We start from the raw sequence: 12,180 nt of genomic DNA on the forward strand, positions 1-12,180 counted from the left end.
TGCTTATGAAACTTCGCATCACGCACGAAACACACTACAGCTACAGCCCCATGGTGGTCACGGCGCAGCATGTGGCGCATCTCGAGCCAGTCAACACGCCTTGCCAAACTTGCATCACGCATTCTTTCAGCACCTTGCCCGTCTCGCCAAAGCTCAGGCGTCAACCCGATGCATTTGGTAACCACCGCTGCTATTTGTCACTGCCCGTCGCTCACAACACTTTGCAGGTTCATGCGCAATCCACGCTGGAAACCTATCCCTTGCCCCTTTCACAAGCAAAAGCTTTACAAGACCATGCTGAAACGCTCACTTGGGAGCAAGCCCAAGGGGTCTACCCATACAGAGCGGGTCAAGCCAGCGACGACGCCACCCCCTTTGCTTATGCATCTCACCATGCCCCCATTGATCAGGCATTCAAAGGCTACGCGCTCAGTAGCTTTACCCCTCGTCGACCCTTGATTGAAGCTGTCCGTGATCTGATGCAACGCATCCACACCGAATTCAAGTACGAATCCTTGAGCACCGACATCAGCACCCCTGCATTGACGGTGCTGGCCAACAAACGAGGCGTATGCCAAGACTTTGCACACGTCATGCTGGCTTGTTTGCGCAGCATGGGCTTGGCGGCACGGTATGTCAGCGGCTATTTATTGACAGAACCACCACCCGGACAAGCTCGGCTGATTGGCAGCGATGCGTCGCACGCATGGGTATCCTTGCGTGTGCCCCAGATGGATGCATCGACGGGTTCAGAATCTTGGTACGATTTCGATCCCACCAACAATCGAGAAGGCTGGTGCAGTCCGGGCGAAGACTATGTGCGTCTGGCTGTTGGCCGAGATTTTGCCGACGTCTCGCCCTTGCGTGGCGTCTTACAAGGTGGCACGAACCACACATTGCAAGTCAGTGTCACTGTGGAGCCTATTTAATTTTTTGAAACTGAGATCAACATGTCCGTCTACAAACGCCTTGAAGCACTTCACATCACCTTGCCCCCCGTTGCAACGCCTGCAGCGGCCTACGTGCCCTTTGTCAAAACGGGCAATTTGGTGTTCCTCAGTGGCCACATTTCCAAAAAAGAGGGCCAAGTATGGGCCGGACAGCTTGGCAAGAACGTTCAAACTGAAGAAGGCAAACTGGCTGCGCGCGCAGTGGCCATTGATTTGATGGGCACGTTGCTGGCCGCTGTAGGCGATCTCAATCAGGTCAAACGCATTGTCAAAGTGATGAGCCTGGTCAATTCCACGGCCGACTTCACCGAGCAACATCTGGTTACCAATGGTTGCAGTGAATTGCTGGGCCAGGTTTTTGGCGATGCTGGCATCCATGCGCGCAGTGCCTTTGGTGTGGCGCAATTGCCCATGGGCGCCTGTGTCGAAATTGAATTGATTGCCGAAATCGCTTAAATCATGTGGTTTGGAGTGCGAATCGTCACTTCAAACCACATATTCAACAAATTCACCACATTGTCTATCTATGCAAGTTGCTGGAAAGGCAATGTAAAAATTGAAGCTTTGAGAGGAGAAATGTCGATTTTCTGTAAATAATAGTGTCTTTTGTTTAAATTATTACTTACAAGGTGCTCATTTATGTATACAAAAAGAATTAGGATGAGTTCTTAAGTAAACATTTAAACAAGGAAATCTGTCATGAAACCACTCTGCGTCAGCTTCGTTGAACAAGATCACCACTTGGCCGAACAGGTGCTGGCGCACCTGAGCAGCACGGGCATGCAGGGCATTCACTGCAAGCATCCCGACGAGCTGAATCAACAAAATGTTCAAGGCATGTGCGATGTGGTGATCTTGGATGCGGTTACCTTGGGCGAACAAAGTTTGACCCTGGCGTCGCAATTGGCCAAACACCCAGAGCTTCGCGTCATCATGGTGGCGCCAGCCTCTCAGCCTGAAGAAAGAATTGCGGCCATTGCGGCAGGCGCCGATGTTTGCATCAGCAAACCCTTCAACACCATTGAGTTGATCGCCATCGTGCAACGTTTGGCCGCCCGACTCCCTCGAACCATCAAAACAGGTTGGACCATTGACCCCGTCAGAGCGTTGTTAACGGGCCCTGCCAACAATGCCATTGACCTGACCGCTATGGAAACGGTGCTACTCACCCAATTGGCCATGGCACCCGAACAAGCATTGCGCAGCGATGCCCTTGAAAAGGCCATCTGGGGCCTTTCAGACTTTTACAACAACAAGCGATTGCAAGTGTGTGTGTCGCGCTTGCGTAAAAAATTAACGCATCGCCACGGACCCGAAGAGCTTCTGGCCACCTGCTGGCGTTCAACCTACCAATTTGTACCGCGCATGCATTTCGCGCCTAAGCATTGATGCACAGTCTTCCAAAAAACAAGGCACCTCAGAAGGTGCCTTGCAGAGACCACGCGGTAGACGGATGCTTATTCCACGCGTGAGATTTGTGTGGGCTTAAAACCCAGATCAGCAGCTTTGCCTTTGCGCGCACGGGCTGCACGCGCATTGTTCAAGCTGCGAATTTCCAAAGTCTCTTCGCGGTCTTTGCCACCGCGGCCAATGCCCGTCAGCTTCACACTGCGGGTGTAAGCCGCTGCACCGGCCAAGGTGTCTTTGGCTTCAAGGTCCAACAACATCAAACCGCGTCCGCCCTTCTCCATCAACTTGAGTTCGCTGATTTCAAATGTGAGAATGCGGCCGCCTGTTGAAGCACAAGCAACATGTGTGGCTGCCGGCATCGGCGACGCACCTACAGCCGGCGTGGCACTGGAGCCCGAAACATGTGAAGGCGCGCACACCAATTCGCCCTCTCCGACTGTGATGAATGATTTGCCGCCTTTTTGGCGCGAGATCATGTTTTCCACGGTGGCCATGAAGCCATACCCACCCGAACTGGACAGCAACAAAGTGGCGTTGGCAGGACCTGCAAAGAAATGCGCCACTTGCGTACCCGCCTCCAGTTCAATCAGGGTGGTGATGGGCTGACCATCGCCCCGCGCGCCTGGCAATGACGCCACGGGCACAGAGTAAACGCGACCACTGCCTTTTTGGGCGGTCCCAAATGCCAGCAAGGTATCGACCGTGCGACATTCAAAGGTGCCATACAAACCGTCGCCTGACTTGAATGCAAAACTGCTTGCGTCGTGACCATGGCCTTGGCGTGCACGCACCCAGCCTTTTTGTGACACCACCACTGTGACAGGTTCGTCCACCACTTTGACTTCGGCCACAGCCTTCTTTTCTTCTTGAATAAGGGTGCGTCGCGGATCGGCGAATGTCTTGGCGTCTTGTTCAATTTCCTTGACCATCAAGCGTTTGAGCGTTGCTGGATTGGCCAATATTTCTTCAAGTTGAGTTTGCTCTGTGCGCAATTCCTTGAGCTCTTGCTCAATCTTGATGCCTTCCAAACGGGCCAATTGGCGCAGTCGAATTTCAAGAATGTCTTCGGCTTGGCGTTCGCTCAGTTTGAAGCGGTCCATCAAGGCTTGCTTGGGCTCATCGCTTTGGCGAATGATGGCAATCACCTCGTCGATGTTGAGCAACACCAACTGACGGCCTTCCAAAATGTGAATGCGGTCCATCACCTTGCCCAAGCGATGCTCAGAGCGGCGCACAATGGTTTGCTGACGGAATGTGATCCATTCCGAAATCATTTGACGCAATGACTTTTGCACGGGCTTGCCATCAATGCCAACCGAAGTCATGTTGATGGGTGACGAGGTCTCCAAGCTGGTGTGCGCCAGCAAAGCTGTGATCAATTCTTGCTGTTCAATGCGGCTGGTCTTGGGCTCAAACACCAAGCGCACTGCAGCATCTTTGCTGGACTCATCGCGCACCACATCGAGCACTGACAAGATGCTGGCCTTGAGTTGCATTTGGTCTGCACTCAGGGCTTTCTTGCCAGCCTTCACTTTGGGGTTGGTGAGCTCTTCAATTTCTTCCAGCACTTTTTGCGAGCTGACACCAATGGGCAACTCAGTGACCACCAATTGCCATTGGCCGCGCGCCATGTCTTCAATCTTCCAACGCGCGCGCACCTTGAGAGAACCACGACCGGTGCGATACGCATCCGCAATGTCAGAGGCTGGGCTGATGATTTGACCGCCGCCTGGAAAGTCGGGACCAGGAATCAGTGCGAACAATTCCTCGTCCGTCAATTTGGGCGACTTGATGAGGGCCACGCAAGCATCTGCAACCTCGCGCAAGTTGTGGCTTGGGATTTCGGTGGCCAAACCCACGGCAATGCCGCTGGCACCGTTCATCAATACAAACGGCAAACGCGCTGGCAGTTGACGCGGCTCTTCAGTCGAGCCATCGTAATTGGGAATGAAATCGACCGTACCTTGGTCAATTTCATCCAACAGCAAAGTGGTGATTTTGGAAAGACGCGCTTCTGTGTAACGCATGGCCGCTGCACCATCACCGTCGCGGCTACCGAAGTTGCCTTGACCATCAATGAGCGGATAACGCTGACTGAAATCTTGTGCCATGCGCACCAGTGCATCGTAGGCTGCTTGGTCACCGTGCGGGTGAAAACGACCCAGCACATCGCCCACCACACGTGCGCTTTTAACGGGCTTGGCACCTGTCGCACCAGAGAAGCCCAAACCCATGCGGGACATGGAATAGAGAATGCGTCGCTGTACTGGTTTTTGGCCATCGCACACATCGGGCAATGCGCGGCCTTTGACCACGCTCAATGCATATTCAAGGTAGGCGCGTTGTGCGTAAGTGGCCAAATTCAGCGAGTCATCGGACTCGCTGTTTTGAAGGTCTAAAGTGGGTTGATCGTTCATGATTAAATGTCCACCTCAATGGCATCGCCATGCAATTCCATGAGTTCACGACGAGCGGCGGCCTCGCCTTTGCCCATCAGTTGCGTGATCAAACTTTCTGTTTGTGCAAAATCCAAATTACCCAGTTGCACGGGCAACAAACGGCGTGTGTCGGGGTTGAGCGTGGTTTCCCACAACTGCTCGGCACTCATCTCGCCCAAGCCCTTGAATCGGCTGATGCTCCATGCGCCTTCGCGCACGCCATCTTTGCGCAATTTATCGAGCATGCTTTGCAACTCAGCTTCATCCAATGCGTACATTTTGGCAGCTGGTTTCTTGCCGCGTGCTGGTGCATCCACACGGAACAGTGGCGGACGCGCGACAAACACATTGCCGGTTTCGATCAACTTGGGGAAATGACGGAAGAACAAGGTCAGCAACAAGACTTGGATGTGAGAACCATCCACATCGGCATCACTCAAGATGCAAATCTTGCCGTAGCGCAAACCCGACAAATCGGGTGAGTCGTTAGGGCCATGCGGATCAACGCCAATGGCCACCGAAATGTCGTGAATTTCGTTGTTGGCAAACAGGCGATCGCGATCAACTTCCCACGTGTTGAGCACTTTGCCGCGCAGCGGCAAAATGGCTTGGCATTCTTTGTCGCGACCCATCTTGGCGCTGCCACCTGCAGAGTCGCCCTCGACCAAGAACACTTCGTTGTGCGCAATGTCTTTGCTTTCGCAATCGGTCAGTTTGCCTGGCAACACTGCCACGCCAGAGCTCTTGCGCTTCTCAACTTTTTGACCTGCCTTCTGGCGATGCTGCGCCGCCTTGATGGCCAGCTCGGCCAATTTTTTGCCGTACTCTACGTGCTCATTGAGCCACAGCTCCATGGTGGGTCTCACGAAACTGGACACCAATCGCACGGCATCGCGCGAGTTCAAACGCTCTTTGATTTGTCCTTGGAATTGGGGATCGAGCACTTTGGCCGACAGCACAAAACTGGCACGTGCAAACACGTCTTCGGGCATGAGTTTCACGCCCTTGGGCAACAAGCTGTGCAGTTCAATGAAGCTCTTCACCGCCGTGAACAAGCCATCACGCAGGCCACTGTCGTGCGTGCCACCGGCACTGGTGGGAATCAGGTTGACATAACTCTCACGCACAGGTTGACCGTCTTCGGTGAAGGCCACCGCCCAACTGGCACCCTCGCCTTCAGCAAAGCTGTCGTTGTTGCCATCGGCAAAACCTTCACCTTCGAACAAAGGAATGACCGGGTCTCCGGTGAGTGTTTGCATGAGGTAATCACGCAGGCCCGCTTTGTATTGCCAAGTTTGGGTGTCCTTGGTTTTTTCGTTCAGCAACGTGACCGTGACGCCAGGCATGAGCACCGCTTTGCTGCGCAGCAAATGCGTGAGCTCGGCCATGGGCAAGGCACTGGATTCGAAATACTTGGCGTCGGGCCACACGCGCACCGTGGTGCCCTGTTTGCGATCGCCCTCGCCCGCTTTGCGAGTCACCAATGCTTCGACCACATCGCCGCCAGAAAACGCCAGCGTGGCCACTTGGCCTTCGCGGTAGCTGGTGGCTTCCAGGCGTTTGGCCAAGGCGTTGGTAACACTCACACCCACGCCATGCAAACCACCCGAAAAGCTGTAGGCGCCGCCCTTGCCTTTGTCAAACTTGCCGCCTGCATGCAAGCGCGTGAACACCAACTCAATGACGGGGGCTTTTTCTTCAGGGTGCAAACCAAATGGAATGCCACGACCGTCGTCTTCGATGCTGACCGAGCCGTCGGTGTGCAACACCACTTTGATCTTTTTTCCGTGACCCGCCAGCGCCTCGTCGGCCGCGTTGTCGAGCACTTCTTGAACGATGTGCAAGGGGTTGTCGGTGCGGGTGTACATGCCCGGACGTTGTTTGACAGGCTCTAAGCCTTTCAAGACTCGAATGGAGCCTTCGCCGTATTCGGGAGATGAATTGGAAGAGGTAGTAGTAGCCATGGGCGCAGATTGTAGTGTGAAATCAAACAAAATACTGGATAAATTCACAGTCCCTGCCAACCCCAGGACATACAGGAACATTCAGGCATCATGGCGGCAGTTGATAGAAACGCATTGGAAAGCAACACACATGCACGGAACCGAAGATCCTTCAGCCTGGGTCACCCGCTGGACTCATCTCCTGCCCCCTCAAAGCCAAGTGCTCGACTTGGCTTGTGGTGCTGGCCGGCACATGCGCTGGTTGGCGGGACATGGCCATCAATGCACTGGCGTTGACCGCTCAGCCGAAGCTTTGGCGACAGCCCAAGCCTATGGTCAAGTGTTGGAAGCAGACATCGAGGGCGGCCCTTGGCCTTTGGAGGGGCAGCTTTTTGACGCCGTGATCGTGACCCATTACCTGTGGCGACCTTTGATGCCGCGCATTTTGGAAAGCCTCAAGCCACACGGCTTCTTGATTTACGAGACATTTGCCCTAGGCCATGAAAAAATTGGCAAACCGTCCAGGCCTGACTTTTTGCTCAAACCTGGCGAATTGCTGCAGACTTGTGCAAAGATGCACGTCATCGCCTACGAAGACGGCTTCTCCGAACAACCCCCTAAATTTGTACAGCGCATTGTGGCCACCCCACAAGTCCCGGCATCTGGTCAACAGATTGGCCTTGGCTGTCGTTAGAATGCTTATTTGTCGCTTTATTCATTCGCCATGACGAAAACTTTCCAACCCATTACTGGCAGTATCCCCGCCCTCATCACCCCCATGCTGGAGGACGGTTCGGTGGACTACGCCAGCCTGCGAAAATTGATCGACTGGCACATTGCCGAAGGCACAGACTGCATTGGCGTGGTGGGCACCACGGGTGAGTCTCCCACCGTGAATGTTGAAGAGCACCGCGAGATCATCCGCGTGTCTGTCGAACAAGCCAAAGGCCGCGTGCCCATCATGGCGGGCTGTGGCGCCAACTCCACAGCGGAAGCCATCGAATTGGCCAAGTTTGCCAAAAGCGTCGGCGCCGACTGCCAATTGCAAGTGGTGCCCTATTACAACAAGCCCACCCAAGAAGGCATGTACCAGCACTTCAAAGCCATCGCCGAAGCAGTGCCTAACTTGCCCATCATTTTGTACAACGTGCCCGGCCGTTCCGTGGCCGACATGCAGCACGACACTGTGTTGCGTTTGGCCCAAGTCCCTGGCATCGTCGGTATCAAAGAAGCCACAGGCAACATCGAACGCGCTCAGTGGCTCATTCGCGATTTGCCCAAAGAATTTGCGGTGTATTCGGGTGATGATCCTACAGCGGTTGCATTGATGCTGTGCGGTGGCAAAGGCAATGTCAGTGTCACTGCCAACGTGGCGCCGCGTTTGATGCATGAATTGTGCGTTGCGGCCATGGCAGGCAATGTTCAAAAAGCCATGGAAATTCAATTCAAATTGATGCCTGTGCACAAAAATTTATTTGTCGAAGCCAACCCTATCCCAGTGAAATGGGCCATGAAACGCATGGGACTTTGCGGCGGCACATTGCGCTTGCCTATGACCGAACTGTCAACACCTCAGCAACCTGTGGTGGAAGCCGCGTTGCGTGCAAGCGGACTCATTTAAGGAATCCTCGTGAATCGATTTGTAACTATGCCTCGTCAATTGACCACATTGGCCAGCGCTGCGGCCCTCACCTGTTTGCTTGCAGGTTGCTCTACTTTGGAAGAAAGCAAAATCGATTACAAAAGCGCCAGCCAGGCGCCTACGCTTGAGATTCCGCCAGACCTCACACAATTGAAGCGCGACTCGCGTTACCAAGTGGCAGGCTCTGCCAGCGCATTGGCCAGTGCAGCAGCACCGGCAGCCCGTACCGCCAACGATGCAGGCACCGCCACCAACCAAGCGGGCGATGTCCGAATTGTGCGCAATGGCACGCAGCGTTATTTGGTCGTCCAACGCAGCGCCGATTCGGTTTGGGAACCGCTGCGCGAATTCTGGAAAGACAATGGCTTTGTGCTCACCACCGATCAGCCTGAATTGGGCATCATGGAAACTGACTGGGCCGAGAATCGCGCCAAGTTGCCCCAAGACTTTCTCAGAAAAGCTGTCGGCAAAATGTTTGACTCACTCTACTCCACGGGTGAACGCGATCGCTTTAGAACGCGCATTGAGCGTACCGACAAAGGTCTGGAAATTACGGTCACGCACCGCGGCATGAAAGAGATTTATACCAGTACCTTGAAGGATCAAACGGTTTGGACACCGCGTGAAGCCGATGTGGAATTGGAAGTTGAATTCTTGCGTCGCATGATGCTGCGTCTTGGCGGACAAAACTTGTCCTCCGCTTCGACGGCTGTCGCTGCTGCCGCGCCAGCCGCCCGCGCCACAACTGGCATGGCGTCTGACGTCAAGCTTACCAAGCTCAATCAATTGCCCGCCATTGAGATTCAGGATGGATTTGACCGCGCATGGCGCAGAGTAGGTGTGGCCATTGACCGCACAGGCTTTACCGTCGAAGACCGCGATCGCGCGCAAGGTGTGTTCTTTGTTCGCTACGCGCCCCCTGGCACCTCAGACAAAGAACCTGGCTTTTTTGCCAAATTGTTCTCGAGCGAAAAAACCACGCCAGCCTTGGCCAAATACCGCATTGCTGTCACCAGCAAGGGCGATGTTTCAACGGTTCAAGTACAAGGCGCCGATGGCATACCAGAAAGTTCGGCCAATGCCGACAAGATCATCAAGCTGCTGGCAGACGAGATCAAATAAATCAAAAATCAAGACGAAAAAAAACCCCGCACTGCGGGGTTTTTTTTGACTGCCAAGAATTACTTCTTAGGAGCTTCTGCAGGAGCAGCAGCGGCAGGTGCAGCCGCAGCGTCAGCAGGCTTGGCATCAGCAGCAGGTGCAGCTGGTGTTTCAGCAGCAGGTGCTGGTGCAGCAGCAGCGGGGGCTGGTGCAGGAGCAGCTTCTTCTTTTTTACCGCAAGCAGCCAAAGCAGCAGCAGCGATCACGGCAGCCAAAACGAGAGACTTGTTCATGATTATTTTCCTTAAAGTTAGTGAAAAAACAATTTCCGGGAAATTGCCATCAAGATTAGAATAAACCCTGTTGACAGAACAGTAAGCACTCGAGCTCTCACTGTCCAGCCTCGAATTATAGCTTTATATATCAAGCGCTTGGTGCACTGCTGGCCTCACAGTGCCACCAACCCTCTTCCCACCAGGCCTGCATCAATTCGGCCGCGTTATCACTGAGCTGAGCGGCCAAGGCCTTGGACAAGGTCTTTTCATTGGCCAACTTGCGCAATAACTTGGCATCTTTGCCTGCGGCCCTGAAGCTCTCCCCATTGATGAAAATGTGTTTGGCATCAAACAACATCTTGGTCCGGCGATCTAAACGTATCGGAGCTGGCCACTCAAAACTTGGGAGATCATCAAAATCCGGCGCATCAAACCAGACATTGGGTTTGGGCTCGGTGAGCGATTCGCCCAGCAAGCAATTCAGAATTTGGGGGTCTTTCAGGGCTTTGGCCACAGACTGGGCTGCAAATTCCTGCAAAGCTTTTGGAACGCTGGCATCTTGAATTGCAGCGGTTTGGTGCGGATCTTGGTAGAGTAAATCGCTGGCGGTGCCCTGGTCTTCCGTCACTTCTTCGGACAAGCCCATCAACAACTCGCTGGCCAATTCAGCACTGCGCGGCACCCTGAAACCGATCGAATAGGTCATGCACTCACCGACCGCGACACCGTCGTGTGCATAGCCAGGCGGCAAATAGAGCATGTCACCTGGATTCAAGACAAACTCGGCTTCCGGCTTGAAATCTTTCAAAATCTTGAGAGGCACACCCTCCTGCAATTCATACTTCTTTTGCCGTCCGATGCGCCATTTGCGTTGCCCATGAGCCTGTAACAAAAACACGTCGTAGCTGTCAAAGTGGGGCCCCACACCGCCACCCTCAGACGCAAAACTGATCATCAAATCGTCCAGACGTGCATCGGGCACAAAGCGAAACTGTTGCAACAAGCTGTGAACCGCGTCATTGTGCAAATCGACGCCTTGGATCAACACCGTCCAATCGGGTGTCTTCAGGGAGGGCAAGCTCTTGCGCCCCATCGGCCCTTTTTTCAAGGTCCATTTGGCGCCTTTGCGCACAATGAGACGAGACTCAACTTCTTCACTTTCAACCATCTCTAACAATTGGCTGCGCTCGATGAGCGGCTTCATGTCAGGTAGGGCTTGGCGAATCAACAAAGGCTTTTTCTGCCAGTGGCGTTTCATAAACTGTTCGGGCGTTAAGCCACCCAACAATGCTAAAGCTGTGTTTTTTTGCATAGGAACTTGATTCAAATCGATTTCAAAACTGCGACAATTCTGGGATGGATATTACTTCTCAATGTGTGGTCGAACTGACCTGGACGCTCAAAGATACTTTGGGCGAAGTTTTGGACGAACTCGACGAGCCCGTGGCTTTCTATGTGGGCGGTCATGATTTGCTGCCCAAAATTCAAGAAGCGCTACAAGGGCACAGCGTAGGTGCCAAAGTCGACCTGCACCTTGAACCCGAAGATGCTTTTGGCGATTTCGATGAAAACTTGCTTTTCTTAGAGCCGCGCGCCCTATTCCCCAAAGACATCCAAGAAGGCCTCACCATTGAAGGCACCGCTTTGCCAGCGGCCTGCAACCCCGATGCGCCGCGCAATGTGCTGTACACCATCACAGAGATCTACCCCGAGCATGTGGTGCTAGATGGCAATCACCCTTTGTCTGGCATTGCCCTTCGTCTCAGTTTGAAGGTCAACCATGTGCGCATTGCCACAGAGCAAGAGCAAGAAGCTGGCACCTGCGGCACAGGCTTTTTCAAGATTGAAATTGGTGATGCGCCCGATACAGGCGGCTTGTTGCACTGAAGTTAAAGATGAACGAGCAGCCGCAATTGCATGCGGATGTTCCACACAACTCAACGTTTGCCAGTTGAGCCGTAGCCACCTTCACCGCGCTCACTAGGCGCATCAAATTCGGTCACCACATTGAAGCGTGCCTGCACCACAGGCACGATGACCATTTGAGCAATGCGCTCCATGGGCTGGATCGTGAAGGCTTCTTGACTGCGATTCCAGCAACTCACCATGAGGGGACCTTGGTAATCGCTGTCGATCAATCCAACCAAGTTGCCGAGCACAATGCCGTGCTTGTGCCCCAAACCTGATCGCGGCAACAACATGGCGGCATAGCCGGGATCTTTGAGGTACACCGACAGGCCTGTTGAAATCAATTGCCAAGCATTGGGCTGCAGGGTGATGGGCGCATCCAAGCAGGCGCGCAAATCGAGACCGGCACTGCCCGGTGTGGCGTAGGCAGGCAATTGATCGGCCATGCGAGGGTCTAAGATTTTGACGTCAACGTTCATCATGATGGGTAAGCGCTCAGAATTTGCTTGAAGT

12 protein-coding genes are annotated in these 12,180 nt (G+C 53.7%); 7 read left to right on the forward strand and 5 right to left on the reverse strand.

Annotated elements, in window-relative coordinates; all coding sequences use genetic code 11:
- Positions 1 to 5 precede the first annotated feature (5 nt).
- The 3 genes from B9Z46_RS02200 (at position 6) to B9Z46_RS02210 (ending at position 2,339) form a co-directional block, all read left to right on the forward strand.
- Positions 6 to 929, forward strand: a complete 924-nt coding sequence (locus B9Z46_RS02200) for a transglutaminase family protein (protein WP_108254829.1) — start codon at positions 6 to 8, stop codon at positions 927 to 929.
- A 21-nt stretch (positions 930 to 950) separates the two neighbouring features.
- Positions 951 to 1,406: a RidA family protein gene (locus tag B9Z46_RS02205; RefSeq protein ID WP_108254372.1), complete on the forward strand. Its 456-nt coding sequence runs from the start codon at positions 951 to 953 to the stop codon at positions 1,404 to 1,406.
- Between the two features lie 243 nt (positions 1,407 to 1,649).
- Positions 1,650 to 2,339: a response regulator transcription factor gene (locus B9Z46_RS02210; RefSeq protein WP_108254373.1), complete on the forward strand. Its 690-nt coding sequence runs from the start codon at positions 1,650 to 1,652 to the stop codon at positions 2,337 to 2,339.
- 68 nt (positions 2,340 to 2,407) lie between these two features.
- Here B9Z46_RS02210 and parC read toward each other — a convergent pair whose 3' ends face one another.
- Both parC and B9Z46_RS02220 read right to left on the reverse strand, forming a co-directional pair.
- Complete coding sequence (parC, locus tag B9Z46_RS02215; protein ID WP_108254374.1) at positions 2,408 to 4,777, reverse strand: DNA topoisomerase IV subunit A; 2,370 nt, start codon at positions 4,775 to 4,777, stop codon at positions 2,408 to 2,410.
- A 2-nt stretch (positions 4,778 to 4,779) separates the two neighbouring features.
- Complete coding sequence (locus tag B9Z46_RS02220; RefSeq protein ID WP_108254830.1) at positions 4,780 to 6,762, reverse strand: DNA topoisomerase IV subunit B; 1,983 nt, start codon at positions 6,760 to 6,762, stop codon at positions 4,780 to 4,782.
- 130 nt (positions 6,763 to 6,892) lie between these two features.
- On the opposite strand from B9Z46_RS02220, the gene B9Z46_RS02225 reads away from it, so the two are divergent.
- Genes B9Z46_RS02225 through bamC form a run of 3 tightly spaced genes read left to right on the forward strand, consistent with a single transcriptional unit; the run spans position 6,893 to position 9,505 of the window.
- Positions 6,893 to 7,435, forward strand: a complete 543-nt coding sequence (locus B9Z46_RS02225; protein WP_055360394.1) for a bifunctional 2-polyprenyl-6-hydroxyphenol methylase/3-demethylubiquinol 3-O-methyltransferase UbiG — start codon at positions 6,893 to 6,895, stop codon at positions 7,433 to 7,435.
- 30 nt (positions 7,436 to 7,465) lie between these two features.
- Complete coding sequence (gene dapA, locus B9Z46_RS02230; protein WP_055360393.1) at positions 7,466 to 8,362, forward strand: 4-hydroxy-tetrahydrodipicolinate synthase; 897 nt, start codon at positions 7,466 to 7,468, stop codon at positions 8,360 to 8,362.
- A gap of 27 nt (positions 8,363 to 8,389) precedes the next feature.
- Complete coding sequence (gene bamC / locus B9Z46_RS02235) at positions 8,390 to 9,505, forward strand: outer membrane protein assembly factor BamC (protein WP_055360392.1); 1,116 nt, start codon at positions 8,390 to 8,392, stop codon at positions 9,503 to 9,505.
- Between the two features lie 59 nt (positions 9,506 to 9,564).
- Here bamC and B9Z46_RS02240 read toward each other — a convergent pair whose 3' ends face one another.
- Positions 9,565 to 9,777, reverse strand: coding sequence for a hypothetical protein (locus B9Z46_RS02240; protein ID WP_055360391.1), 213 nt, complete (start codon positions 9,775 to 9,777; stop codon positions 9,565 to 9,567).
- Positions 9,778 to 9,907: 130 nt separating this feature from the next.
- Positions 9,908 to 11,071 (reverse strand): cupin domain-containing protein, encoded by a 1,164-nt coding sequence (locus B9Z46_RS02245; RefSeq protein ID WP_108254375.1) that lies wholly within the window; start codon positions 11,069 to 11,071, stop codon positions 9,908 to 9,910.
- A gap of 44 nt (positions 11,072 to 11,115) precedes the next feature.
- Between B9Z46_RS02245 and B9Z46_RS02250 the strand changes: the two genes are divergently transcribed.
- A complete protein-coding gene (locus tag B9Z46_RS02250) occupies positions 11,116 to 11,646 on the forward strand; it encodes a peptidylprolyl isomerase (RefSeq protein WP_108254376.1) in 531 nt (176 codons plus the stop codon).
- Positions 11,647 to 11,696: 50 nt separating this feature from the next.
- Here B9Z46_RS02250 and dut read toward each other — a convergent pair whose 3' ends face one another.
- A complete protein-coding gene (gene dut, locus B9Z46_RS02255) occupies positions 11,697 to 12,146 on the reverse strand; it encodes a dUTP diphosphatase (protein WP_055361916.1) in 450 nt (149 codons plus the stop codon).
- Between the last annotated feature and the right edge of the window lie 34 nt (positions 12,147 to 12,180).

The organism is Limnohabitans sp. Hippo4, assembly GCF_003063605.1.
Classification (GTDB): Bacteria; Pseudomonadota; Gammaproteobacteria; order Burkholderiales; family Burkholderiaceae_C; genus Limnohabitans_A.